The organism is Nocardia sp. NPDC004582 (genome assembly GCF_053602115.1).
Map to the genome: position 1 here is coordinate 16,885 of NZ_JBSGCY010000023.1, position 23,242 is coordinate 40,126.

Annotated in this window: 24 protein-coding genes; 11 read left to right on the plus strand and 13 right to left on the minus strand. The window is 68.2% G+C overall.

Translation table 11 applies throughout. The features are described 5' to 3' along the window. Nucleotides 1–91: 91 nt before the first annotated feature. Nucleotides 92–1,441 carry a M20/M25/M40 family metallo-hydrolase gene (locus ACWELJ_RS09735; RefSeq protein ID WP_452365762.1) on the plus strand — a complete coding sequence of 450 codons (1,350 nt, stop codon included), beginning with the start codon at nucleotides 92–94 and terminating at the stop codon, nucleotides 1,439–1,441. After that, nucleotides 1,438–2,961: a YfcC family protein gene (locus ACWELJ_RS09740; protein ID WP_452365763.1), complete on the plus strand. Its 1,524-nt coding sequence runs from the start codon at nucleotides 1,438–1,440 to the stop codon at nucleotides 2,959–2,961. The genes ACWELJ_RS09735 and ACWELJ_RS09740 overlap by 4 nt, the downstream gene beginning before the upstream one ends. On the opposite strand, the gene ACWELJ_RS09745 is transcribed toward ACWELJ_RS09740, so the two are convergent. Then, nucleotides 2,958–3,539: a TetR/AcrR family transcriptional regulator gene (locus ACWELJ_RS09745; protein WP_452365764.1), complete on the minus strand. Its 582-nt coding sequence runs from the start codon at nucleotides 3,537–3,539 to the stop codon at nucleotides 2,958–2,960. The genes ACWELJ_RS09740 and ACWELJ_RS09745 overlap by 4 nt on opposite strands. A gap of 67 nt (nucleotides 3,540–3,606) precedes the next feature. Here ACWELJ_RS09745 and ACWELJ_RS09750 point away from each other — a divergent pair, with 67 nt between their 5' ends. Next, the gene (locus ACWELJ_RS09750; protein WP_452365765.1) at nucleotides 3,607–4,923 is read left to right on the plus strand and encodes a family 1 glycosylhydrolase; all 1,317 of its coding nucleotides are present in this window, start codon (nucleotides 3,607–3,609) and stop codon (nucleotides 4,921–4,923) included. A 91-nt stretch (nucleotides 4,924–5,014) separates the two neighbouring features. Here ACWELJ_RS09750 and ACWELJ_RS09755 read toward each other — a convergent pair whose 3' ends face one another. Beyond that, a complete protein-coding gene (locus ACWELJ_RS09755; protein ID WP_452365766.1) occupies nucleotides 5,015–6,007 on the minus strand; it encodes an LLM class F420-dependent oxidoreductase in 993 nt (330 codons plus the stop codon). Nucleotides 6,008–6,111: 104 nt separating this feature from the next. Continuing rightward, nucleotides 6,112–6,576 carry a MarR family winged helix-turn-helix transcriptional regulator gene (locus ACWELJ_RS09760; RefSeq protein ID WP_452365767.1) on the minus strand — a complete coding sequence of 155 codons (465 nt, stop codon included), beginning with the start codon at nucleotides 6,574–6,576 and terminating at the stop codon, nucleotides 6,112–6,114. 82 nt (nucleotides 6,577–6,658) lie between these two features. Between ACWELJ_RS09760 and ACWELJ_RS09765 the strand changes: the two genes are divergently transcribed. Then, nucleotides 6,659–6,982, plus strand: a complete 324-nt coding sequence (locus ACWELJ_RS09765) for a rhodanese-like domain-containing protein (protein ID WP_452365768.1) — start codon at nucleotides 6,659–6,661, stop codon at nucleotides 6,980–6,982. Nucleotides 6,983–6,997: 15 nt separating this feature from the next. Here ACWELJ_RS09765 and ACWELJ_RS09770 read toward each other — a convergent pair whose 3' ends face one another. Then, a complete protein-coding gene (locus tag ACWELJ_RS09770; protein WP_387307930.1) occupies nucleotides 6,998–7,582 on the minus strand; it encodes a TetR/AcrR family transcriptional regulator in 585 nt (194 codons plus the stop codon). Nucleotides 7,583–7,682: 100 nt separating this feature from the next. Between ACWELJ_RS09770 and ACWELJ_RS09775 the strand changes: the two genes are divergently transcribed. Next, on the plus strand, nucleotides 7,683–8,513 hold the full coding sequence (locus tag ACWELJ_RS09775; protein WP_452365806.1) for a CoA transferase: 831 nt from the start codon (nucleotides 7,683–7,685) through the stop codon (nucleotides 8,511–8,513). 5 nt (nucleotides 8,514–8,518) lie between these two features. Beyond that, a complete protein-coding gene (locus ACWELJ_RS09780; RefSeq protein ID WP_452365769.1) occupies nucleotides 8,519–9,679 on the plus strand; it encodes an acyl-CoA dehydrogenase family protein in 1,161 nt (386 codons plus the stop codon). A gap of 49 nt (nucleotides 9,680–9,728) precedes the next feature. Here the strand turns inward: ACWELJ_RS09780 and ACWELJ_RS09785 are convergent, their stop codons facing one another. Further along, a complete protein-coding gene (locus ACWELJ_RS09785; RefSeq protein WP_452365770.1) occupies nucleotides 9,729–10,955 on the minus strand; it encodes an MFS transporter in 1,227 nt (408 codons plus the stop codon). Then, nucleotides 10,955–11,605 carry a GntR family transcriptional regulator gene (locus tag ACWELJ_RS09790; RefSeq protein WP_379278955.1) on the minus strand — a complete coding sequence of 217 codons (651 nt, stop codon included), beginning with the start codon at nucleotides 11,603–11,605 and terminating at the stop codon, nucleotides 10,955–10,957. Before ACWELJ_RS09790 ends, ACWELJ_RS09785 begins: the two co-directional genes overlap by 1 nt. A 152-nt stretch (nucleotides 11,606–11,757) precedes the next feature. On the opposite strand from ACWELJ_RS09790, the gene ACWELJ_RS09795 reads away from it, so the two are divergent. Next, on the plus strand, nucleotides 11,758–12,219 hold the full coding sequence (locus tag ACWELJ_RS09795; RefSeq protein WP_452365771.1) for a PaaI family thioesterase: 462 nt from the start codon (nucleotides 11,758–11,760) through the stop codon (nucleotides 12,217–12,219). 82 nt (nucleotides 12,220–12,301) lie between these two features. Here the strand turns inward: ACWELJ_RS09795 and ACWELJ_RS09800 are convergent, their stop codons facing one another. Both ACWELJ_RS09800 and ACWELJ_RS09805 read right to left on the minus strand, forming a co-directional pair. Further along, nucleotides 12,302–12,685, minus strand: coding sequence for a hypothetical protein (locus ACWELJ_RS09800; RefSeq protein ID WP_452365772.1), 384 nt, complete (start codon nucleotides 12,683–12,685; stop codon nucleotides 12,302–12,304). A gap of 125 nt (nucleotides 12,686–12,810) precedes the next feature. Next, on the minus strand, nucleotides 12,811–14,043 hold the full coding sequence (locus ACWELJ_RS09805) for a cytochrome P450 (RefSeq protein WP_452365773.1): 1,233 nt from the start codon (nucleotides 14,041–14,043) through the stop codon (nucleotides 12,811–12,813). A 209-nt stretch (nucleotides 14,044–14,252) separates the two neighbouring features. On the opposite strand from ACWELJ_RS09805, the gene ACWELJ_RS09810 reads away from it, so the two are divergent. Continuing rightward, nucleotides 14,253–15,830, plus strand: a complete 1,578-nt coding sequence (locus ACWELJ_RS09810) for a carboxylesterase/lipase family protein (RefSeq protein ID WP_452365774.1) — start codon at nucleotides 14,253–14,255, stop codon at nucleotides 15,828–15,830. Nucleotides 15,831–15,953: 123 nt separating this feature from the next. Here ACWELJ_RS09810 and ACWELJ_RS09815 read toward each other — a convergent pair whose 3' ends face one another. Then, the gene (locus tag ACWELJ_RS09815) at nucleotides 15,954–16,925 is read right to left on the minus strand and encodes a MerR family transcriptional regulator (RefSeq protein WP_452365775.1); all 972 of its coding nucleotides are present in this window, start codon (nucleotides 16,923–16,925) and stop codon (nucleotides 15,954–15,956) included. Between the two features lie 87 nt (nucleotides 16,926–17,012). Here ACWELJ_RS09815 and acpM point away from each other — a divergent pair, with 87 nt between their 5' ends. From acpM to ACWELJ_RS09830, 3 genes are all read left to right on the plus strand, one after another. Next, a complete protein-coding gene (gene acpM / locus ACWELJ_RS09820; protein WP_452365776.1) occupies nucleotides 17,013–17,318 on the plus strand; it encodes a meromycolate extension acyl carrier protein AcpM in 306 nt (101 codons plus the stop codon). Then, nucleotides 17,315–17,770 (plus strand): SRPBCC family protein, encoded by a 456-nt coding sequence (locus ACWELJ_RS09825; protein WP_452365777.1) that lies wholly within the window; start codon nucleotides 17,315–17,317, stop codon nucleotides 17,768–17,770. The genes acpM and ACWELJ_RS09825 overlap by 4 nt, the downstream gene beginning before the upstream one ends. Before the next feature lie 650 nt (nucleotides 17,771–18,420). Continuing rightward, nucleotides 18,421–18,996, plus strand: a complete 576-nt coding sequence (locus ACWELJ_RS09830; protein ID WP_452365807.1) for a TerD family protein — start codon at nucleotides 18,421–18,423, stop codon at nucleotides 18,994–18,996. On the opposite strand, the gene ACWELJ_RS09835 is transcribed toward ACWELJ_RS09830, so the two are convergent. From ACWELJ_RS09835 to ACWELJ_RS09850, 4 genes are all read right to left on the minus strand, one after another. Next, a complete protein-coding gene (locus tag ACWELJ_RS09835) occupies nucleotides 18,978–19,799 on the minus strand; it encodes a PLP-dependent cysteine synthase family protein (protein ID WP_452365778.1) in 822 nt (273 codons plus the stop codon). The two genes, ACWELJ_RS09830 and ACWELJ_RS09835, sit on opposite strands and share 19 nt — an antisense overlap. Nucleotides 19,800–19,941: 142 nt before the next feature. Continuing rightward, nucleotides 19,942–20,736 carry an SGNH/GDSL hydrolase family protein gene (locus ACWELJ_RS09840; RefSeq protein WP_452365779.1) on the minus strand — a complete coding sequence of 265 codons (795 nt, stop codon included), beginning with the start codon at nucleotides 20,734–20,736 and terminating at the stop codon, nucleotides 19,942–19,944. Nucleotides 20,737–20,812: 76 nt separating this feature from the next. Continuing rightward, entirely contained in the window at nucleotides 20,813–21,268 is a 456-nt protein-coding gene (locus ACWELJ_RS09845; RefSeq protein WP_452365780.1) for a nuclear transport factor 2 family protein, read from the minus strand. Nucleotides 21,269–21,441: 173 nt separating this feature from the next. Next, entirely contained in the window at nucleotides 21,442–23,205 is a 1,764-nt protein-coding gene (locus ACWELJ_RS09850) for an oleate hydratase (protein ID WP_452365781.1), read from the minus strand. Between the last annotated feature and the right edge of the window lie 37 nt (nucleotides 23,206–23,242).

Sequence of the window (23,242 nt, forward strand, 5' to 3'; positions counted from 1 at the left end):
CCTCGGCCGCGCACCGCTGAGACACCCGGGCGCGGGGCGTGTCGCCCGAGATTCGCGGGATATCGAGGGAGGTGGATGGTTCTATGGCTGGATGGACCTGCGCCAGGATCTGAGTGGCACTGTCGACGGCCTGATGCCCGAATTGAAGGCGCTGCTCGGGCAGCTGGTCGCCATTCCTTCGATCGCGTTCCCGGACTATCCGAAGGAGAATGTCCAGCGGGCGCACGATCTGGTCGCCGAGGAGTTGCGGAAATCCGGGGTGGAGGAGATTCGGGTGCTGGATCTGCCCGATACCTCCCCGGTGGTCTACGGGCGGATTCCGGCTCCGGAGGGAGCGCCGACCGTGCTGTTGTACGGGCATTACGACGTGCAGCCCTCGGGGGACGAGAGTCTCTGGCACACACCGCCGTTCACGCCGACCGAGCGGGACGGGGCGATCTACGGGCGGGGCGCGGCGGACTGCAAGGCCAATGTGGTCGCGCATATCGGGGCGTTGCGGGCGTTCGGGGGCAAGCCGCCGGTCGGGGTGACGGTGGTGATCGAGGGGCAGGAGGAGTACGGGTCGGTCTTCGACGACTATCCGGCCGACCACCCGGAGTTGTTCGCGGCCGACGCGCTGCTGATCTGCGACGCGGGCAATATCCGTGCCGGCCAGCCGACCCTGGTGACCGCGTTGCGCGGCGTCGCCGATGTGTTCGTCGAGGTGCGCACGCTGGCCGCACCGGTGCATTCGGGCCAGTTCGGCGGCGCCGCACCGGACGCGCTGCTGTCGCTGATCGCCGCGCTGGCCACGCTGCACGACGCCGACGGCAATGTCGCGGTGCCGGGTCTGCGCCGCGATCACTGGACGGGCGCGAACTACACCGACGCCGAATTCGCGCGCGTCACCGGAATGCGGCCGGGCATGCCGCTGCTCGGGACCGGCCCGATCGGTGAGCGGATCTGGTACGGCCCCGCGATCACCGTGATCGGGCTGGACGCCCCGCCCACGAAAACCGCCGCGTCCGCGGTGGTTCCGTACGCCAAGGCGTACCTGAACGTGCGCGTGCACCCCGAGCAGGACCCGGCCGAGGGTCAGCGCGCCGTCATCGAGCATCTGCGGAAGGCCGAGCCGTTCGGCGTCGAGCTCGAGGTGACCGGCGGCGATATCGGCACCGGATTCGCCGCCCGCACCGACGGTCCCGCGTACGCGGCCATGGGCGAGGCCATGACCCGGGCGTGGGGTGTCGACGCCATCGATTCGGCCATGGGCGGTTCCATTCCGCTGACCAATTCCATGGCCGCCGCCAATCCCGGTGCCGAGGTGCTCATGCTCGGAGTCGAGGATTCCGAATGCAATATGCACGGCTTCAACGAGCGGGTGCTGCTGAGCGAGCTGCGGAATGTGGCGCTGGCCGAGGCCGAGTTCTTCCAGCTCTTCGCCGACCGGGTGCGCCGATGAGCGACACCGCGACCATCGAGGACGCCCCGAAGCCCGTGCGGCACAAGAAGAAGCGCGGCTTCCCGTCCACGTACACGATCCTGGCCGGGGTCACCCTCGCGGTGTGGCTGGCGGCTTTCGTGATTCCGCCGGGCGCCTACGACCTGGACGCGCAGGGCCACCCGATCGCGGGCTCGTATCACCGTCTCGCGGAGGCCAAGGCGTTCTCCGCGCGGATCCGGGATCTGTTCCTGGCTCCGGTGAACGGCCTCTACGGCATTCAGGACGCCAAGACCTCGCAGGTCGCCCCGGATCTGAGCGGTTCGCTCTACGGCGCGGCCGCGGTGTTCCTGTTCGTGCTGGCGGTGGGCGCGTTCATCACCGTCGCGTTCGCCACCGGCGCGCTGGACAGCGGCATCGGGCGCCTGGCGTTCAAGCTGCGCAATCGGTCGATCCTGCTGATCGTCGGCATCATGGTGGTGTTCGCGATCGCCGGCACGGTCGAGGGATTCGCCGAGGAGACCCTGGGTTTCTACGCCCTGCTGGTCCCGTTGACCCTGGCGCTGGGCTACGACCGCATGACCGCGGTCGGCGCGATCATCTCGGGCGCGGGCATCGGTGTGTTGTGCTCGACGGTGAACCCGTTCGCCACCGGCACCGCTTCTTCGGCGGCGGGCATCGCCATCGGGGACGGCATCGTGCTGCGCCTGGCCATGCTGGTGGTGCTGACGGCGGTCACCGTCGCCTACGTGATCTGGTACGCGCGCCGCGTCAAGGCCGACCCGGGCAAGTCGTGGTCGGGCTGGCAGCCCGGTGACCGTGAGGTGAAAGCCGATGAGCACGAACCGGATCCGATGACCCGCCGCCAGGTGGCGGTGCTGTGGCTGGTCGGCGTCACCTTCGCGTTCATGATCTTCTCGATCATCCCGTGGGGCACCGTCATCAAGGGCCCGGACGCGAAACCCTACGGCTGGGAACTGGGTTGGTACTTCCCGGAGCTGACCGCGCTGTTCCTGGTGGGCGCGATCGTGGTGGGCCTGGTGGGCGGCCTGGGCGAGGCCAAGATGTCGGAGAACATCGGGAAGGGCTTCAGCGACTTCGTGGGCGCGGGCTTCGTCATCGTGCTGGCCCGCGGCGTCACGGTGATCATGAACAACACCCAGATCACCAGCACGGTGCTGCACGCGCTGGAGGGCGTGGTGTCGGGCACCTCGTCGGCGGCGTTCGCGGTGGCGGTGTTCCTGGTGAACGTGCCGCTGGCCTTCCTGATCCCATCCACCTCCGGGCACGCCACGCTGGCCATGCCGATCATGGCCCCGCTGGCCGATTTCGCGCATGTGCCGCGGTCGCTGGTGGTGACGGCCTGGCAGTCGGCGTCGGGCTGGGCGAATCTGGTGACGCCCACGACCGCGGTGGTCACCGGCGGTATCGCGCTGGCCAAGGTGCGCTACGACCGGTACGTGAAGTTCGTCGTCCCGCTGATGGCCGTGCTGTTCGTGCTGATCTGCGCGTTCCTGGCGATCGCGGCGTGGCTCGGCTAGCGGGCGCCGGGTTCGACGCCGGTGAACTGAGCCCAGCACTGCCGCAGATAGAACTCCATGTCGATGGTCGGGTCGATGAGCCACCGCGATTGCAGACCGTCGGACAGCGCCATGAACGCGGTCGCCATCACCTGGGGGTCGACGGCGGCCGGGACCTGGCCGGCGCGTTGCAGCCCGCGGATCAGCTCGGCGAAGGCGGCGGTGCCGAGTTCGTAGTGCAGCCGCATGTATTCGTGGGCGGGATGGCCGGGGTCGGCGGCCGCGGCCTGCATGTGGGTGAAGAGTTCGATGAGTCCGGGGACCTGGGTGTTGTGGCGGATGAGCCGGATCAGGGCTTCGGGGGTGGCCTCGCCCAGATTGGCGGCGTCGACCTGATCCCGCTTCAGCAGGACCGCGACGAACAGTTCCTCCTTGGAACCGAAGTAGTGCAGCAGCCCGCTCTGGCTCAGCCCGACGGCCTCGGCCAGTTCGGCCACCGAGGTCGCGAGGAAGCCGCGTTCGGCGATGGTCTTCAGGGCGGCCTCGAGGATCTGCTCCCGCCGTTCGATGCCTTTCCCGTAGGGTCCGCGTTTCGCCATCGGTCGAGTCTAAGCGGACTGTGAGAGTTCCTTGTCCACCAAAACCGTGAGTAGTACGGTTTTCGCCATGCGCTTACGCCGCCGCACCCTCGCCCTGGCCGTCGTGGCCGCCACCGCCGGCCTCACTCTCACCGGCGCCCCCGCCTTCGCGCGGCCGGAGCCGCCCACGCGGATCGCGCCGCTCGGCCCCGACTTCCTCTGGGGCGTCGCGGCCTCGGGCTTCCAGTCCGAAGGCCATGCGCCGGACAGCAATTGGTCGCGTTACGCCGCCTCCGGGAAGACCGAGGACACCTACCGCGACTCGATCGACTTCTACGACCGGTTCGAGTCCGACATCCAGCTGGCCAAGCAGTTGGGCGTGAAGGTGTACCGCATCGGCATCGAATGGGCGCGGGTGCAGCCCCAGCCCGGGGTGTGGGACGAGGACGGACTTCGCTTCTACGACAGGGTGATCGGCGCGATCGACGCGGCGGGCATGCGGCCCATGCTGACCATCGACCACTGGGTGTACCCGGGTTGGGAGGCCGACCGCGGCGGCTGGAATCGGGCCGGCATGGTGGACGACTGGCTGGCGAACGCGCGGATGGTGGTGGACCGCTACGCCTCCCGCGACCCGCTGTGGGTGACCTTCAACGAACCCGCCATGTACATGATCAACGAGGTCCGGCTGGGCATCCTGCCCGCGACCTCGGTGCCGGTCATGCAGGATCGAATCGCGCAGGCGCACAACGCCATCTACGACTACATCCACCGGGCGCAGCCGGGCGCCATGGTGACCAGCAATGTCGCCTATCTCCCGACCGTCGAGGATCTGGTGAACGGCCCGCTGCTCGGGAAGATCGCGGCCAAGCTCGACTACATCGGGATCGACTACTACTACGGGGTGTCCCCGGACGCGCTGAACTCGGGATCGCTGTCGGAGATGTGGAAGAACCCGCTGCAGGCCGACGGCATCTACTACGCGCTGGACCACTATTCGCGCGCCTACCCCGGCAAACCGCTCTACATCGTGGAGAACGGCATGCCCACCGAGAACGGCTTGCCCCGCGCCGACGGCTACACCCGCGCCGACGACCTGCGCGACACCGTCTACTGGGTCCAGCGCGCCAAGGCCGACGGTATGAACGTGATCGGCTACAACTACTGGAGCCTCACCGACAACTACGAATGGGGCTCCTACACACCGCGATTCGGTCTGTACACCGTCGACGTGCTGACCGACCCGGCGCTCACCCGGCGTCCGACCGACGCGGTCGGGGCCTACACCGAGATCACCGGCGCGGGCGGCGTCCCCGCCGGCTATCGCCCGACCCGTGACCCCAAGGCCTGCTCGCTGGTCGCCGCACCGTCCAGCTGCGCCGATCCGGTGACGCTGCCGCACTGACCACCCGGCGGCTCGCCGGATCGGCCGCGCGACACCCGCGCCCGCGCATCGGGTGTCGTTCCAGCGCGGCCGATCCGGCGAGCGAATCCCCTCAGCGCAGGGCGGGAATGACCTCGCGTTCGAACAGCTCCAGACCCGAAGTGTCGTAGGCGGTCTCGGGGAAGTAGTGGATCGAGTAGCCCAGTCCCAGATCCTTGACCTGGGAGAGCCGTTCGACGATCTGCTCCGGCGTGCCGACGGCGGGGGAGTCGCGGAACACATCCTTGACGTGCCGGGCCGCGCCCTCCGCGCCGAGGAACGGCGTCAGCCGGGACTCCAGCCGCGCCAGCCGATCCTCGACCTCGGCCTCGGTCGCGCCGACCAGCGTATTGAAGTTGGAGCTGCGGGTGATGGCGTCGAAATCCGTTCCCACCGCGGCACAGTGGCCGCGCAGCAGCTCCGACTTCTGGGCGAAGGTCTCCGGGTCGCCCGCGAAGTTGGTGTACCGGGCGTACTTCGCCGCGATCCGCAGCGTCACCTTCTCTCCGCCGCCGGCCACCCAGATCGGAATCCCGCCCTCCTGCAAGGGAAGTGGCCGCACGATCGCACCGTCCACCTGGTAGTGCTTGCCGTCGAGGGTGGCCTTGCCGGTCGTCCAAGCCTGCTGGAAGATCCGCACGCCCTCGTCGAGCCGCCCCAATCGCTCACCGGCGGAGGGGAATCCGTACCCGTACGCGCGCCATTCGTGCTCGTACCAGCCGCCGCCGATGCCCATCTCCACGCGACCGCCGGAGATGAGGTCCACGGTGGCGGCGACCTTGGCCAGGTAGGCCGGGTTCCGGTAGCTGATGGCGGTGCACATCTGCCCCAGCCGGATTCGCGAGGTGCTCGCCGCCAGCGCCGACATCAGCGTCCACGCCTCGTGGGTGGCCTCCTCGGTGGGTACGGGGACGGTGTGGAAGTGGTCGTAGACCCACAGCGATTCCCAGGCGTCCCCGGAATCCGCGCGCGTGGCCAGGTCCCGCATCACTCCCCAGTGCGCGGCCGGGTCGATGCCGACCAGGTCGAGCCGCCAGCCCTGCGGGATGAAGATGCCGAAGCGCACGAGATGTCTCCTCTGTTCGAATCCGGTTCGATCGAATCGATTCCGGCACCCACTGTTCCCGTCACCCGCCCCGGCGGCAACCGTTCGACACAGCCCGCGCCGAACTACGGCGCGCCGTGGTCGGGTCCGGCGATAATGGCCGGGGCCAGCACCTTCCGCAGCGCGGACGCGATGGTCTCGAGTTCGTCCGCGTCCAGCTTCTCGCCGAAACGCCGTTCGATGCCCGCCAGATAGTGCGGCGCGGACTCCCGGAATCTCCGCCGTCCCGCATCGGTGATGGCCACGAACGCCGAGCGCCCGTCGTCCGGATTGGATTCGCGCCGGACCAGCCCCTGCGCTTCCATCTCGGTCACCAGTCTGCTCACCCGGGTGCGGCTGAGCACCACTCGCTCGCCCAGGTCGCTCATCCGGAGCCGGTGTGGCGCATCGAGTTCCAGTAGGACGTCGTACCAGCTCAGCGGTAGTCCGGTGGCGCGGCGCAGTTCGGCGTCGAGTTCGGGCACGAGCCGGGCGTGGACCTGGAGCAGCGCGGCCCAGGCGTGCACGGCCGGATGGGATCGGGGGGACACCGGCCCATCCTAACCGGTTGCGTGCGCGCGCACATAAGTAGTAGCGTGCACACGCACATAAAATTCCGTGAAAGGAACTCCCATGACCGCACTCATCACCCGCGCGGAACTCGCCGAGGAAATCGCAGCGGGAACGGTCACCGTCCTCGACGCCCTCGGTGGCGAGTACTACGCCAAGGCGCATCTGCCCGGCGCGCTCGCCCTGGTCGAAGCCGATGTGGAAACCGAAGCGCCGCGCCTGCTTCCGGATCGCGACGCCGCCATCGTCACCTACTGCTCGAACGCGGCCTGCCCCAACAGTCAGAACGTGGCGACCAAGCTGGAGCGGCTGGGCTACACCAATATCCGCAAATACCGCGACGGCATCGAGGACTGGGCCGAAGCGGGCCTGGCCATCGAAAGCTGATCGGCTCTCGGGGATTCAGTCCTTGACGGTGATCGACAGCCGGGGCCGGGTGGGGTTGTCGGGGGAGACCCGCTCCCAGACCGCGTCCAGCATCGGGGCCAGCAGCAGTTCGCCGAACTGGCGCAGCAGCACCGCCACGATCTGGTCCGACTCCGGCTTGTCGGTCGAGGCCAGGCCCGCCGCGCGGAGTCCGGCGACCTCGCTGCGGGTCAGCTCGACCACCGCGTCCAGCAGGTGGATCCGGGTCTCGGAAGGCTCGAGCAGGGACCGCCGGATGTAGTTCACCACGGCGGGGTTGGCGTGCAGCATGTTCCGCACCGCCTCGTCGCGGGCGGAGGCGACCTCGGCGTGGGTGCCGGTCGGCGGGATCGAGGCGACGGCCTGTGCGAAGTATTCGACGACCAGTTTGTCGACCGCGTCGCGCAGGCCGTCCTTGGTCTTGAAGTGGTGCTGAACCAGCCCGAGGGTGACGCCGGCCTCGGCCGCGACCGCGCGCAGCGACACCCGCGAATCGCCGTACTGGGCGAACAGGTCCATGGCGGCGTTGCGGATGCGGGCCTTGGCGGTCAGGTCCTCGTTGGTGGCTCGTGGGTTCAGCATCGCCCCTCAACTTAGCGGTTCCGGGCCGTGTACCCGGCAATTGATGTGATTGACCGGTTCACGATACAACTGTATCGTTCGCGATATGGAGGAACCAACGCTGCGGCCCCTGGCCGGGGTCGAAGTCGTATCGCTGGCGGTCAATCTGCCCGGTCCCCTGGCCGCCGCCCGGCTGGCCGAGCTGGGCGCGCGGGTGATCAAGGTCGAGCCGCCCACCGGTGACCCGCTGGCCGCCGCCGCGCCGCAGTGGTACGAGCACCTGGTCGCGAGCCAGCAGGTCCTCGCCCTCGACGTGAAACAGGACGCCGACCGCGCCAAACTCGACGAGTTGCTGGCCACCGCGGACCTGCTCATCACCTCCATGCGGCCCTCCGCCCTGGCCCGCCTCGGCCTGGCGCAGCCGCAGCGGCGCTTCCCGGAACTGTCGCTCATCGAGATCATCGGCCACGCCGACGAGCCCGAGGTCCCGGGCCACGACCTGAATTACCAAGCCGTGCACGGCACCCTGACCCCGCCGCACATGCCGAAGGTCCCGATCGCCGACATGCTCGGCGCGGAACGCGCGGTCTCCACCGCCCTGGCCGCCCTGGTGCACCGGGCGACAACCGGTGCGGGACAGCCGTATCGGGTCGCCCTGGAAGAGGCCGCGGCCCGCGCGGGCGACGCCGTGCGCTACCGCCTCATGGGTGACGGCGCGGCGCTGGGCGGCGCGTTCCCCGGCTACGGCATCTACGAATGCGCCGACGGCCACGTCGCGCTGGGCGCGGTGGAGCCGCACTTCTTCCTGGGCGCGCTGGCCGCCTTCGGCGCCGACGGGACCCACGACGCCTTCCGGAAGGCCTTCGCCGACCAGACCATCGCCGAGCTCGAAGCCATCGCCGCTCGGGAAGACCTGCCGCTCAACGGCATCCGACGCACCAACGGAGAGTGACACCGATGTCCGAACTGTTCCCCGACTACCGCCCCTCCTGGGAGACCGATCAGCACCGGGAGCTGCGCAAGCACGCCGCGGAGTTCTTCCGCAAGGAGGCCGTGCCCAACCGCGAGCGCTGGACCGCCCAGCACATGGTCGACCGCGAGTTCTGGAACAAGGCCGGCGCCGCGGGCCTGCTCGGCCTGGACCTGCCGGAGGAATTCGGCGGCGCGGGCGGCGATTACGGCATGCAGGCCATCGTCCAGGAGGAGCTGGTCTACGCCCACGACAACGGTTTCGGCTTCTCCGTGCACTCGCCGATCGTGTCGCACTACATCCACAACTACGGCAATGACGAGCAGCGCGCGAAGTGGCTGCCGGGCATCATCAGCGGTGACCTGGTGCTGGCCATCGCCATGACCGAGCCGGGCACCGGATCGGACCTGCAGTCGGTGCGCACCACCGCGATCCGCGAGGGCGACCACTACGTCATCAATGGCTCGAAGACGTTCATCTCCAACGCCACCCACTGCGATCTGCTGGTGATCGTGGCCAAGACCGACCCGTCCAAGGGCGCGGCGGGCGTCTCGCTCATCGTCGCCGAGACCAAGGATCTGCCGGGCTTCGAGCGCGGCCGGGTGCTGGAGAAGATGGGCCAGCACGCCCAGGACACCCGTGAGCTGTTCTTCTCCGATATGCGCGTCCCGGTGGCGAATCTGCTGGGCGCGCAGGAGGGTCTGGGCTTCTACCAGCTCATGGAGCAGCTGGCCCGGGAGCGGCTGATCATCGCCAGCCTGTGTTCGGCGCTGGCCGAGGCCGCGGTGCTGGAAGCGTTGCGCTACTCCAAGGAACGCGAGGCGTTCGGCCGCCCGATCGGCAAGTTCCAGCACAACGCCTTCACCCTGGCCGAGGTCAAGACCGAGGCGCTGGCCATCAAGACACTGGTGGACTACGCGATCCAGCAGTACATCGACGGCAAGAACGACCCGTCGACCGCGTCCATGGCCAAGCTGTTCGCGGCGGAGACCTGCGACAAGGTGGTCGATCGGTGCCTGCAGCTGTTCGGCGGCTACGGCTACATGATGGAGTACCCGATCGCGAACATGTACACGGGTTCTCGCGTGAACCGCATCTACGGCGGCACCAGCGAGATCATGAAGGAGATCATCTCCCGCTCGCTGTGAGGCGGGCCCGGCGGCGGGCGGTTGGGGGCCGCCGCCGGGGTATCCGGTCTCAGGCCGGGCGGGACCGGCTCACGATGGCCAGGCACCCCGCGCAGGCGGCGGCGAGCACGCCGAACATGGCCGGGTAGCCGAAGCCGATGCCGTTGTGGCAGAACGCCATCAGGGCCGGGACGCCGAAGCCGAGGTAGCTGACCGCGTAGAACACCGCGGTCAGTCCGGCCAGGTCGTCGGGGCGGGCCATGCGCTCGATCTCGAGTAGGCCCGCGACCAGGCCGCTGCCGAATCCCATGCCCAGGGCGACCGCGGTCAGCACGGTCAGCCACAGGGTGAGTGTCGCGGAAGCGGCCGCGGCGAGCAGCATTCCGAGGATGACCAGGCTCAACGCCAGTACCGGCAGCCGCAGCGAGCCGGGACGATCGATCTTGCGCGCCACCGACTGGATGCCGAAACCGCAGCCCAGGGTGATCACGGTGATCAAGGCGGAGAACGCGATCGGGGCTCCGTGCACCTTGGGCATCATGAGTGTCGGCATGATGGCGTACGCCGCGGCCGACGAGGTGAACAGCCACAGGCACACCGGCAGCGCGACCGTGCGGAAGCGGTGATGCGCGCCGACGGGGACCTTCAGATCATCGAGTAGTCGGCCCGGATTCGCCTGGGGCACGATGGTTTCCGGCGCGCGGAACAGCAGCGCGGCCGCCATCGCGCACAATGTCACATTGATCAGATAGGCCAGCGAGTCCGGCCACGGACCCCACTGGGCCAGCACGCCGGCCACGCCCGCGCCGACGCCGAAGCCGCCGGTGAGGCTCATGGCCGAACGGCGCGCCCCGGTGCCGGAGGCGGTGTCGGCGGTGAACGGCGGCTGCGACAGCTCCTTGAGCCAGCTGCTGCCCACCGCCATGGCCAGGCCCAGCGCGATGCCGCACAGCACGCGGCCCGCGGAAAGCATGGGGACCGAATGGGATCCGAAGGCCAGCAGCGTCGAGCCGGTGGCCGCGATGAACGGCGCGGGCCGCATGAGCGGGCGGCGGCCGTAGCGGTCCGACAGCGGGCCGCCGATGAGCAGAGCGGGCACGATGCCCAGCACGTATTCGAACAGCAGCAGGTCGACCGTGGTGACCGGCAGCCCGTCACGCTTGTACATGACCAGCAGCGGTGTGAATTCGTTACCGCCCCAGGCGATCGCGAAGATGGCCGTCGCGACGCCGAGCCACGCCTTCGGGTGGGTGCCGAGCCGGGTGGTGCGGGTGTCGAGGGTGGTCAGGGTCGCCATCACAGGCCTCTCGGGGTGACGCCGTGCACGTCGGTGAGGTGTTCGGCGAGGGCCTCGGCGAATCCGGCGCCGTCGGCGGCGTCGATCAGATCGGCGAGGCGGGTGTGCTGTTCGATGATGCGGTGCGGGTTGGTCTCACCGCGCCGCAGCGCGACGCTGTTCATCCGGCGCTGGCGTTCGCGCAGCGAGTCGTAGAAGCCGATGAGCAGCGGGTTGTCCGCGGCCACCACGTATTCGCGGTGGAAATCGGCGTCGGCGATGGCGAATTCCTCGAGGTCGCCGGCGTCGGCGAGTTCGCGCTGGCGGTCCAGGGATTCGCGCAGCCGGGGGATGAGTCCCGCGCGGGCGATCCGGGTGAGCGCGTCCACCGCGCCGGTTTCCACGATGTAGCGGGCGTGGATCACATGGTCGGCCTCATGCGAGGGAACGGGCACCACGAGGGCGCCGCGCTTGGGGTAGAGCCGCATCCAGCCCTCGGTCTCGAGCCGCAGGAAGGCCTCGCGGACGGGGGTGCGGGAGGTGCCCAGCTCCCCGGCCATCTCGTTCTCGCTGACCAGCTCCCCGCCGGGCAGATCGCCGCTGAGTATGCGTTCCTTGATTTCGCGGTAGGCCCGCTCGGCGGCGGAGAAAGTCTTGGACACGACTTGCATACTAGAGGTGTCGTGGGATGATTTGCCTGGATGTGGCGGGTTTCACGGGCCGGGATGAAAGAGTTGCGCGGTAACCCTCTCACGCGGAATGATTCACCTTGTTGGCAGTACGTCAGTAAGTTGCCATTAACTTCTGGGACGAGGAGGTCCGCATGGCGAACGATGCCCCCGCGCTGAACGAGGTCGTGAACGGCGGTCTGGAGTTCACGATTCCGATCGCGCACAAGATGGGGGTGCGGGCCGAGGAGGTGCGCCCCGGCTTCGCGGCCACCACGGTCCCCATCGAGGGCAATGGCAATCACTTCGGCGTCATGTACGCCGGTGTGTTGTTCACCGTCGCGGAGATCCTGGGCGGCGCGATCGCCATCTCCAGCTTCGACACCGCCAAGTACTTCCCGCTGGTGAAGGATCTGCACGTGTTCTTCCGCAAGCCCGCCGCCACCGATGTGCGCGCCGAGGCGTCGCTGTCGGAGGCGGAGATCGCGCGGATCACCGAGGAGGCCGACGCCAAGGGCAAGGCCGATTTCACGCTGACCGCGAAGGTGACCGACGCCAACGGTGTGGTGGTCGCCGAGACCGAGGGGCTGTACCAGCTGCGCGCCCACGGCAAGTAGGCGCCGAGTCCGCGGATGACGCGTCCGCGAACATGATCGAGCCCCGGGATCGCTCCCGGGGCTCAGTCGTTCTCGGGGCCGATCAGGCGATGATGATCCAGCCCTTGCAGCCGGTGCCCATACTGCCCGGCCAGTCCGAGCCCGACACCTCGAACGGGATGGCGCCGGGCATCGGGGTGCCCAGGTCGACGGTGGTGGTGACCGCGCCGTAGGTGTCGGGCAGCGGGGTGCGCTGACCGGCCAGGTCGATCTTGGCGTCGTCGGTGAAGTTGCTGGAGGTGGTGATCTCGAGCGTGGTGGGCGTGAACGAGTGCGCCATCAAGGTGGTCTGGCCGCACCGGCCCTTGGCGTAGTCGAGGGTGATCTTCTGCGGCCCGGCGTCGGCGGCGGCCGGGGCGGCCAGCGCACCGGACAGGGCACACGCGGTCGCCGCCAGGGTGATGCGGCGGACGTACACGGTCTTCACGAACAAAACCCCTTTCGTGTGGTCACAGCTGTGGATCCCCCCTTGATCGATCGACGACGATCATGCCGTGGCCGCGTCCCCGGCACGCGGCGGACGCGCGGAAGAATACGGGCGAGTCCGCGGGCTTACGTGTTTCGGATTTCCAGGCGCAGCGGCAGGCTGCGATGCCGGCGTACGAAAATGCTCGGAAACCACTGCGGCGGGGCGTCTTCGGCCAGGTCGAATTCGATCGTGCGCTCGAGCAGCGCCGTCAATGCCGCGGTGGCCTCCAGCTTCGCCAGCGCCGACCCGACGCAGAAGTGGATGCCGCGTCCGAAGGCGAGATTGTTGGCCCCGCTGCGCCGGTCCAGGTCGATGGTGTCCGGATCGTCGAAGCGGGCCGGGTCCCGATTGGCCGCGCCCCACTGCAACAGCAGGTGGCTGCCCGCGGGAATCTCGATGCCGCCCAGCACGGTATCGGTGGTGACGTGCCGATGATGGCCTCGGAACGGCGATTCCAGGCGTAGCGCCTCGTCCAGGAAGGCGGGCATGAGCGCCGGTTCGCGCCGCAGCTCGTGCTGCAGCTCGGGGTGGGTGGCGAGCAGCCGCGCGCCGTTCGCGATCAGCCCGGCGGTGGATTCGCCGCCCGCGCCGACCAGTTGGACCAGGATGAGCACGGCCACCACGTCGGTGATCTCCCCGGCCGCGCAGGCGCGGGCCAGCACGCCGAGCAGGTCGTCGCCCGGGTCGCGCTGGGCGGCCGCGAATTCGGTGTGCAGGTAGCCGGTGAGTTCGGTGGCGGCGGTGACCAGGTGCACGAAACGGTCGGCGTCGACCACGCCGCCCAGCATCTCGGTGCTGTCGTAGGCCCAGGTGAGCAGTTGCGGCACGGCGGCGTCGGGCAGTCCGATGATGTCGGCGACGAGGGCCAAGGGGAGGCGGTCGGCCATGCCCGTCGCCCAGTCCATGCGATCGCCGCGCAGTTCCTCGGCCCACAGTCGGGCCACCAGTTCGGTGACGGTCGGTCCGAGGCCGCGAATCCGCTTGGCCAGCAACGGTTGCACCAGTTTGCGCTGGGCCTGATGGCTCGGGTCGTCGGCGGTGGCGAGCACGTGGATGGCCTGGCCGCCGCCGTCCATATCGAAGGTGACGGGCGGCTGCCCGTCCTGGCGCAGGAGTGCGCCGGTGAGGTTCGAGGAGAACTCCGCGCCGCGATTCACCGCCTCGGTCACCAGATCCCAGGACGTCACCAGGTAGAAGTCGGTGCCCGGGATGCGGTAGACAGGGGACCGCTCACGCAGCCGCCGGTACAGCGGGTAGGGATCGTCGATGTGCGCGGGGTCGAACACGTCGAGTGCGTCGGGGGAGGTGCGGGTCATGCGGCCACCGTCGCCCTGACCTGAATCGAGTGTCAACAACCGTCTCGCGGTGAGACGGTTCCGCCGCTCCGACCCGTCCGCACGCAGGAGCTTTCCCGGTTTCATGAGACTTCGAACCCCCGTCCGGACCGGCCGACTAGTATCGAACGACTACGCGATAGCGCTTGCTGGCCCAGGAGGCTCGGGTGATCGTGCGTGCACAGGGGTGGATGAGGCGGGGCTCCGGCGCGGTGTTCGCGGCGGTGGCGCTCCTGGTTTCGATCTTCGCGGTGAACGGCCCGGTGGCTCGGGCCTATTCGGGACCCGCACCCGACACGGTCACCATCGACAGCGGCGCGCTGCACGGTGTGGTGACCCCGTCGTACCGGCTGTTCGATGGAATCCCTTACGCCGCACCACCGGTCGGCGCACTCCGCTGGCGGCCGCCCGAGCCGGTGGCGTCGTGGCCCGGGGTCCGCGAGGCCCGCGATCCGGGCCCGAACTGCGCCCAGCCCACCGGCTTGGGCGGCCCGCGCACCACCGTCGAAGACTGTCTCTACCTCAATGTCTGGACGCCTCCGACCCTCCCCGCCGACGGCCGCGCCCTGCCCGTCATGGTGTGGATCCACGGCGGCAGTCTGCAAACCGGCTCCGGAAGCATGTACGGCGCAGCCCCTTTGGTCTCCCAACCCGATGGTGACGCCATCATCGTCACCATCAACTACCGCCTCGGCCTGTTCGGCTTCCTGGCCGCCTCGGCCTTGGACGACGGCTCCGGCTCCGGCGATTACGGCCTCATGGACCAGCAGGCCGCTCTGCGCTGGGTGCACCGCAATATCGCCGCGTTCGGCGGGGACCCCGACCGCGTCACCCTCGACGGCGAATCCGCCGGCGGCGTCTCGATCTGCGCCCACATGGCCACCCCCTCCGCCAAACCCCTCTTCCGAGCCGCCATCCTCCAGAGCGGCCCTTGCGCGAGCCAATCCCTCCCCGACGCGGAAGCCGAAGGCGACGCCTGGGCCGCCGCCGCGGGCTGCCCCGCCACCGACGACCCGACCTGCCTCCGCAGCCTCGCACCCGACATCCTGGTGGACCGGGCCCCCGACGACACCAACATCGTCCACGGCAACGCCTACCTCCCCGAAGGCCCGCAAACCCTCCTGAAATCCGGTGGCATGTCCCACATCCCCACCTTCGTCGGCTCCAACCACGACGAGGTGGCCCTCTGGGTCTGGATCAAATACGGCATCCCCCTCGGCCCCACCATGACCGCCGCCGACTACCCCCACCTCCTAGCCGCCAAGATCCCCGACCTCACCCCACCCCAGATAGACCAGGTCATCGGCGAATACCCCCTGCGCGACTACCCCCAACCGGCGCTCGCCCTAACCCGCTCCTGGACAGACCAACTCGTCTGCAAACTCATCTCCCAGGTCGCCGACCTCTCCCGCCAAAACCCGACCTACGTCTACGAATTCGACGACCGCGGCGCATTGGCCCCACCCAGCACCTTCCCCATGGGCGCCTACCACGCCGCCGAACTCCCCTCTTTGTTCGACCTTGCCCAAGCAGGCTTCGCCCTGGACACCGTCATGTCTCCCGCCCAACACCGCCTGCAATCCGAAATACGCCGCTACTGGTCCCGCTTCATCAACGCGGGCACCCCCGACCCCGCCGGCCTACCCGCCATCCCCCGATACGCTTCCGCCACACCAACCTTCCTATCCTTCCGCCCGTACGGCAACCAGTTCTCCGATGCCTTCGCCACCGACCACCGCTGTGGCTTCTGGAGCACTTTGACGCGGTAGGCCGGCACACCGGCGCAGTTGGATCAGCGACTGGAAATCCTCGACCCGGACGTAGCGGACGCCGCCTACCAATATCTCTGGCAGGCAGGCCTTGTCGTTGGCTCCCGGGAACCCTTCGAACCGCTACCCGGTCACTGATTCTTCGTATTCCGCGCCGTCGCGGCGCGTGAGGTTCGGTCGTGTGGAGTCGGCCAGTGCCTGGTACAGCCAGTCGTGGGCGCGGCCGATGGTGACTCGGGTGTTGAGGAGCTGTTCGGTCAGGTTCCAATAGTGGTGAATTCGAGGGTCGGAATCGGTTGCGTCGAGCAGTAGGTGCTCACGGAATCGCTGGGAGTCGCGTTCGCCGCGTGCGGTGGCGTGGGCGGTGACGAATCGGTCGAGTTCGTCGCCGGGGTGTGGGTGAACGCCTTCCGCCACGAGGGGAACTACGTCGATCATCAGCTCGCCCATGTCGTGGTACAGCGCTCGCGGGTCGCGGATCAGCTCGGGGCGATTTCGCCAGTATTGCTGTCGGACAGCGCTGTTCAAGCCGGGGTCGGCGGTGAGGGCGGCCAGTTCGGCGTAGGCGACGACCTCGTCGACGGATGGTTCGGTGGGTGGTTCCGGGACATTCCAGCACACCCAGCCCTCGCGGTCGCATTGCGGAATCGGTGTGAGAATGCGGTGCCAGAATCGGATGAGGTTCTCGTGCAACGCATTACCGTCCTGTGCGGCGGCCAGTAATGCGAGTCGTTCGGCGCGCTGTGCCGGGGCGGTCGCTTCCATGGCCCGCACGGAGGCGCGACGCCAGGCCAGCGACCGGAATTCGATATCGAGCTTGGCGCTTTCTGCGGCGATCGCCTCGTCCATCGACGTCTCTCCGCGCAGCACGCCGGTGATCGAGTCCAGCCCGAGTCCGAGCGCCCGTAACCGCCGCACCAGCAGCAGGCGTTCGGTCGCGCTGTCGGCGTCGAACATCCGATGCCCACCCCCGCTGCGCTGGGATTCGAGAATGCCTTCGTCGCAGTAGAACCGGATGGTGCGCACCGAGAGCCCCGACTCGCGCGCCAATTCCCCGATGCTCATGAGCGCGGCGGGCTTTGTGTCGTCCGTCACAACGTATTGAACCTCCACCCCACTGGAGCTTTTAGCGTACTGGCACTGCCGTTCAGGTATATGTCGTCACACCGAGGAGAGTGTTTCGTGGCCAGCACCCAGGAAGAAATCGTCACCGGGATCGCGGAGATCGTCGAAGAGGTGACGGGAATCGATGCGTCCGAGGTGACGATCGAGAAGTCCTTCGTCGAAGACCTGGAAATCGATTCGCTGTCGCAAGTGGAGATCGCCGTCCAGTTGGAGGACAGGTACAACGTGAAGGTCCCCGACGAGGACCTCGCGAGCCTGAAAACCGTCGGCGACGCCGTCGCGTACGTCCAGAAGATGGAATCCGAGAAGCCGCAGCTTGCGGCGGAATTGGAGGCGAAATACAAGGAAGACCAGGCGAATTGAGCGACACGGTGATTGCCGATACGCGTTTGAATCCCGCCGCCGTCGAGCTCGGCAGCTTCTACCGGCAGCCGCCGGCTGCCGTATGGCGGTTCTTGACCGAGCCGGATCTACTCGAAAAGTGGCTGCTCAGGCCGACCGGCCTCGCGCCCGCCGTCGGAACCCGCTTCCGATTCACCGCTCCGGATTCGTCGATAGACGAGATTTTCTGCGAGGTGCTGACCGCCCGTCCATACGAGCAGCTGTCCTATACCTGGACGTACCCGCGGGCCGACTATCCCGCCCGGTGGATTGTCGACTGGTCCCTGCACCCGCAGGGACATGGCACCCGACTGCTGCTGACGCAGACGGGTTTCGACATCGAGGACCGTCGCCAGAGGATGGCCCGCAACGCCGTCGAACGCAGCTGGAAAAGACTCCTTCTACCTCGCCTCGGCCAGGTGATCCACCACTGACCTGCCCCCCGGATGTCCGAATCGTCTCCCACATCTCGGCCCGCTCTACGGCCGCATTGCCGCGCGGGTCACCGTGACTCCGCCGTCGGGGTGTCAGAAGCCGAGGAAGGTGCGGAGGGGGCCGGTGAGCATGCCTGAGGTGAGGGCGTCCAGGGCGGCGGCGTCGGCGATCCGCTGCCGGCGCCGCCACGACGCTGGTGCCGCCCAGTACCGCCGCGATCGGAATCGCCACGCTCGCGAATCGCGTGAAAAATGTTGTCCGGTAACGATATTTACGGCTCGACGACATCGGCCACCTCCCCTTCGGCGCTCGAACTGTAACAGGTTGCAATTCGGTGGGGTCGCTGTTCGCGAGCGTTTCGAAGGAACTGCCGGGCGAGTACATTCGAGGGGTGACGCTCGGTATGGGGGAGCCGTTGGCGGGCGCGCGATTGCGGGCCGCGATCCGGGAGGCGCACGCCGAGGCGATGGCCGCGGTGGCCGCGGCGGAGCCGGGAGCGCCGGCGGTGCCGCGGGATCTGATCGAGTTGCTGGCCCTGCAGCGGCGGGTGGCGGTGATCGCCGAGCGATTGGACGCCGAATCGGTGGCTCTGCGGATGCGACGCGAGGACGATTGGGGATGGGATCGACTTCGGAGGGAAGGCAGTTCGATGAGTGTCAGTCTGGCCAAAGGCGGGAACGTCTCGCTGTCGAAGCAGGCGCCGAATCTGACGAAGGTCGCGGTGGGCCTGGGGTGGGATGTGCGCAGCACCACCGGAGCCGATTTCGACCTGGACGCCAGCGCCATGGCCTGCGGGCCGAACCAGCGGGTGGTGTCGGACAAGCACTTCGTGTTCTACAACAACCTGCGATCGCCCGAGGGCACGATCGAGCACACGGGCGACAACCTGACCGGTGCGGGGGAGGGGGACGACGAGGTGATCAATGTGGACTTGGCGGCCATGCCGCCGACGATCACGAATATCTTCTTCCCCGTATCGATTTACGAGGCGGAGGCTCGGCGGCAGGCGTTCGGGCAGGTCCGGAACGCGTACATCAGGGTGGTGGACGCGGTCACGGGCACGGAATTGGCCCGCTTCGATTTGACCGAGGACGCCTCCACCGAGACGGCGATGGTGTTCGGCGAGTTGTACCGGAACGGCGCGGAATGGAAGTTCCGGGCCATCGGGCAGGGGTATGCGTCCGGATTGGGCGGGATCGCACGGGATTACGGCGTCAACGTCTGACCCTGCTTCAGACCGGAGTCCGGTAGTAGCGTGACCACGCGGGCGCGCGGACCCAGCCGCAGCCCGATACGGATGGCCGCGACCACGTTCGCGCCGGAGGAGCTTCCGGCGCGCAGGCCCTCCTCGCGGGCCAGCCGCTGCGCCATGGCCTCGGCATCGGGACTGGACACCGGCACCACCTCGTCGACCAGGGTCGGATCCCACAGGGGCGGTGGATAACCCAGGCCGATGCCCTCGATCCGGTGCGGACCGGGCGGTCCGCCGGAGAGCACCGGCGACTCGGCGGGCTCCACGGCCACGACCTGGATCCGCCGCTGCTTGTGATAGCGGAGCAGCGCCGCGCTCCCGCGCAGTGCCGCGGCACTACCGACCGCCTGCACGAACGCGTCCACCCGGCACTCGGTCTGAGCCCAGATCTCCTGCCCCAGACCGTGATAGCCGGTGATGGCGTCGGTGTTGTTCAGATGATCGGGCCAGAAGACGCCGGACTCCCGGCCCACCCGCTCGGCCGCGGCGGCGGAATCGACCAGCCGCAGCCGATACCCCTTGGCCGCGCACACCAGCTCGAGCGCGGAACCGCCACTCCCACGCGCGTATTCGACCACCGTGTCCCCGGGGCGCAGCCGCCCGTCCCGCTCGGCCACCGCGATCATGGCCTGGGCGGCCCGATCCTTCATGCTGCCGGACGGATTCTGGCCCTCGAGCTTCACCAGGATCTCCGCGCACCCCTCGGGCGTCACACGGTGCAGCCGCACCAGCGGGGTATTGCCGATCGCCGCCAAGACGTTGTCGCCGATGAACATGATCCGCGCCGACCTTCCCGGGCCCCCCGACTGGGCTCAGGATCGATTGTCCGGCAGCCGGGCCCCCCGTGGACCGGATCGGCGCAGGTTCGGTCCCGCCGCGGGTTCGGTGCGCGAGACGAAATCAGCGCGCGAGACGAACTCAGTGCGCGATCGGCGCGCCGATCACCGGCAGCGGCTGCGGCCGCTTGGCGACCCGCTGATCACCGGAGGAGATCCCGCGCAGCCGCCGCATGGCCCACGGCCCCAGCGCGGTTGCCGCCCAATGGAATTCGGCCGCCATCGACCGCAGCAGCCCCTGCTCGGGCAGCGCCGGAATGATCGGACGGGTCCAGGTGTCGTCCGAGCCGGGCAGCCGCAGCGCCTCGGCCATGGCCTCGGCGATGCGCTCATGCCCGAGTGGACTGGCGTGCAGCCGGTCGGGACTCCACAGCCGCGGATCGGTGACGACGGCGTGATGCCCGGTCTCGGCGACCAGCACCCCGTGCCGTCGCGCCGCCGCGCGCAACCGGTCGTTGAGGATCGCGACCCGCCCGCGCAGGGGCCGGGCCAGTGGAATCGTCTCGGCGACATCGGGAAAGGTCAGGGTGGCCACGACCGCGCCGGTGGCGGTGAGCGCGGCGAACATCGCCTCCACGTCCGCGACGATGCCGTCGGGATCGAAGTTGGGGCGCAGCAGGTCGTTCATGCCCGCGAGCACGGTCGCCAGATCGGGTCGCAGCGACAGCGCCGGGTCCAGCTGGTCGGCCCGGATCTGCCCGGCGAGCTTCCCGCGCACCGCCAGATTGGCGTACGACAGGCCGGGATTGGTGGCGGCCAGCCGCTCGGCCAGCCGGTCCGCCCAGCCCCGCAGGCCGGTCCGGTCGTCGCCGTCTCCGACGCCCTCGGTCTGGCTGTCGCCGAGCGCGACGTAACGGGTGTAGGTGCCATCGGTCATGGCGGATCGGCCTTTCGGTGACTGTTCGTGGATCATCCCAGGAAATCGGCGGCTCCGGCGGCCGCCGCGAACACGTTCACGCACCCGCCGCCTGGTGTTCGGCCGCCGCTGCCTCCCGTTCGATTTGCGCGACGGCCTCGGCCTGGATCCGCGGGAACTGGGCGGCCATCGCCTCGGCCAGCGCCTGCGCGCCCGAGAGCGGGCGGACCATCACGGTGAACTCGTCGATCCTGCCGTCGGCGTCGAAGTGCAGGAAGTCGCAGCCGGTGATGCGCTTGCCCGCCACGGTGGTCTCGAAGACCAGCGCGTGATCGGCGGCGTCGGGCCCGCCGATCTCCTTCACGTACCGGAAGTCCTCGAATACCCGCAGGACGCCGCGCAGGATGGCCGCGGTGATGGCCTTACCGGGGTAGGGCTTGAACGCGACCGGACTGGTGAACACCACATTGTCGGCGAGCAGCGCCTCGATGGCCGCGGCGTCGCGAGCCTCGACGGCCTGACGGAAACGCTCCGCCTCCCCGTGCTTGTGCATGATCCCTCACATCCAGGTAGTCAAATCATTGTCTATTGATTCGAACGGTAGCGCGAATCCTCATGAGATGTCCAGGGTTCGTATAGACAATTAATTCACTATAGCGACCGGTTTGGGTGTGGAGACGACAACGGCCCGGTCCCCTGCGGGAACCGGGCCGTCGGGTCGGACGCTTACTTGCCGATGACGCCGTACTGGGTCAGCAGCTCGCCGATCTCGTTGTTGCCGAGCCGCTTCGCCACCCCGCGCCACAGCAGCTCCGGCCCGGGCAGGTCGATCGGATCACCGTCGCGCAGCCGGGTCATGGCCGTCAGCAGCGTGCGGATGTCATAGGTGGAGTTGAACACCTCCGGCACACCCCGCTCGATATCGAGCAGCTGATACGCCGCCTCCATGCCGGTACGCACCGAGTACTCGGTGGTGAAGATGCAGTCCCGGCTGGTCTCCGCGAACTGGCCGATGAACGCGAAGTTCACCGCACCGGCGGGCACCACGTCGGGCCGGTCACCGGCCTTGCGCGGCATGAAGAACGCGGTCACGTACGGCATCATGACCGGCACGCAGCGTGCCGCCTCGGCCGCCAGCTCGGGAATGTCGGACTCGGGCACACCCAGGTGGTACAGCCATTCCTGGGTGATCTCCTCGCCGGTGCACTCCTGCATGGTCTTCTTCACGTAGTCGCCGGGCTTGTCGGCGAACAACGCGTACACCCAGACCACGATCTGATCCTTGGGCTGCTGCTTGAAATGCGGCTGCCGGTTCACCGTCCAGCTCAGCAGCCAGCTGGAGTCCTTCACGGTGACGATGCCGCCGGTGACGACCTTGCCGCTGAAGGGATCCCGCTTGCAGATCTTCTGAGTGTATTCGGGGATGCGCTGATCCAGCGTGGTGACGGTGGCCGACTCCCACTTGGTCTCGGGAATGTGCGAGCCGAACACGTCCGGCCGCCCGAAAGCCTCGTCCTTGGCCGCGATGCGCCGCCACAGATCCCAGGCCGGGGCCGGGCCCTCGTTGAGCTTGGCGGGCGTGTGCTGGTCGCCCTCGTCGGAGTTCTCGGTGAGCGATCCGATGGTCATCAGCAGCAGGTCGTCCGGACCCAGATCCACCCCGCCCTCGACGCCCTCCGAGGTCCAGTGAATCCTGGTGGCCTGCTTGCGATCCCCGCTGATGTCGAAGTCGACGTCGGTCACGGTGGTGTCGAACTTGAACGTCACACCCTGGTCCAGCAGCCACCGGTACAGCGGCAGCACCAGCGACTCGTACTGGTTGTACTTGGTGAACTTCAGCGCCGAGAAGTCCGGCAGCCCGCCGATGTGGTGCACGAACCGGTGCAGGTACAGCTTCATCTCCAGCGCGCTGTGCCAGTCCTCGAAGGCGAACATGGTGCGCCAGTACATCCAGAAGTTGCTCTCGAAGAAGTCCTTCGAGAACACCTCGTTGATGCGCTTGCCCTCCATCTCCTCGCGGGTGGCGAGGAAGATCTTGGTGACGTCCTTCTGCGCCTTGTCGTTCAGCGTGAAGAGGTTCTTGGTCTGCGCGCTCTGCCCGCGATTGACGGTGGCGCGCTCCAGCGAGAAGTTCGGGTCGTCCTTGTTGAGCCAGTAGAACTCGTCGAGCACGCTGGCGTCCTCGACCTCGATGGACGGGATGGACCGGAACAGGTCCCACAGGCATTCGAAGTGGTTCTCCATCTCGCGGCCGCCGCGAATGACGAAGCCCTTCTTGGGTTCCTTGATGCCGTCGAGTGCGCCGCCGGGGATCTTCAGCTCTTCCAGGATGGTGATCTTGCTACCGGGCATCCGGCCGTCGCGGATCAGAAAGGCCGCGCCCGACAGCGAGGCGAGACCCGACCCGACGAACCAGGCCGTCTTGCCGTCCACGCGCGCCGGCTTGCGGGGCCGCGCGAAGGCTTCGTAGTTGCCGCTGGTGTACTCCATCAGAACTCCTGTCCGTGGGGGATCGGTCTGGAAAAAC

Bases quoted from the DNA above. Each gene is read 5' to 3' on its own strand.
- ACWELJ_RS09785 (WP_452365770.1), bottom strand. From the start codon at position 10,955: ATGGCGACCCTGACCACCCTCGACACCCGCACCACCCGGCTCGGCACC.
- ACWELJ_RS09770 (WP_387307930.1), bottom strand. From the start codon at position 7,582: ATGCTGAACCCACGAGCCACCAACGAGGACCTGACCGCCAAGGCCCGC.
- ACWELJ_RS09795 (WP_452365771.1), top strand. From the start codon at position 11,758: ATGGCGAACGATGCCCCCGCGCTGAACGAGGTCGTGAACGGCGGTCTG.
- ACWELJ_RS09740 (WP_452365763.1), top strand. From the start codon at position 1,438: ATGAGCGACACCGCGACCATCGAGGACGCCCCGAAGCCCGTGCGGCAC.
- ACWELJ_RS09835 (WP_452365778.1), bottom strand. From the start codon at position 19,799: ATGTTCATCGGCGACAACGTCTTGGCGGCGATCGGCAATACCCCGCTG.
- ACWELJ_RS09780 (WP_452365769.1), top strand. From the start codon at position 8,519: ATGTCCGAACTGTTCCCCGACTACCGCCCCTCCTGGGAGACCGATCAG.
- ACWELJ_RS09735 (WP_452365762.1), top strand. From the start codon at position 92: ATGGACCTGCGCCAGGATCTGAGTGGCACTGTCGACGGCCTGATGCCC.
- ACWELJ_RS09840 (WP_452365779.1), bottom strand. From the start codon at position 20,736: ATGACCGATGGCACCTACACCCGTTACGTCGCGCTCGGCGACAGCCAG.
- ACWELJ_RS09790 (WP_379278955.1), bottom strand. From the start codon at position 11,605: ATGCAAGTCGTGTCCAAGACTTTCTCCGCCGCCGAGCGGGCCTACCGC.
- ACWELJ_RS09805 (WP_452365773.1), bottom strand. From the start codon at position 14,043: ATGACCCGCACCTCCCCCGACGCACTCGACGTGTTCGACCCCGCGCAC.
- ACWELJ_RS09845 (WP_452365780.1), bottom strand. From the start codon at position 21,268: ATGCACAAGCACGGGGAGGCGGAGCGTTTCCGTCAGGCCGTCGAGGCT.
- ACWELJ_RS09830 (WP_452365807.1), top strand. From the start codon at position 18,421: ATGAGTGTCAGTCTGGCCAAAGGCGGGAACGTCTCGCTGTCGAAGCAG.
- ACWELJ_RS09750 (WP_452365765.1), top strand. From the start codon at position 3,607: ATGCGCTTACGCCGCCGCACCCTCGCCCTGGCCGTCGTGGCCGCCACC.
- ACWELJ_RS09810 (WP_452365774.1), top strand. From the start codon at position 14,253: ATGAGGCGGGGCTCCGGCGCGGTGTTCGCGGCGGTGGCGCTCCTGGTT.
- ACWELJ_RS09850 (WP_452365781.1), bottom strand. From the start codon at position 23,205: ATGGAGTACACCAGCGGCAACTACGAAGCCTTCGCGCGGCCCCGCAAG.
- ACWELJ_RS09765 (WP_452365768.1), top strand. From the start codon at position 6,659: ATGACCGCACTCATCACCCGCGCGGAACTCGCCGAGGAAATCGCAGCG.
- ACWELJ_RS09745 (WP_452365764.1), bottom strand. From the start codon at position 3,539: ATGGCGAAACGCGGACCCTACGGGAAAGGCATCGAACGGCGGGAGCAG.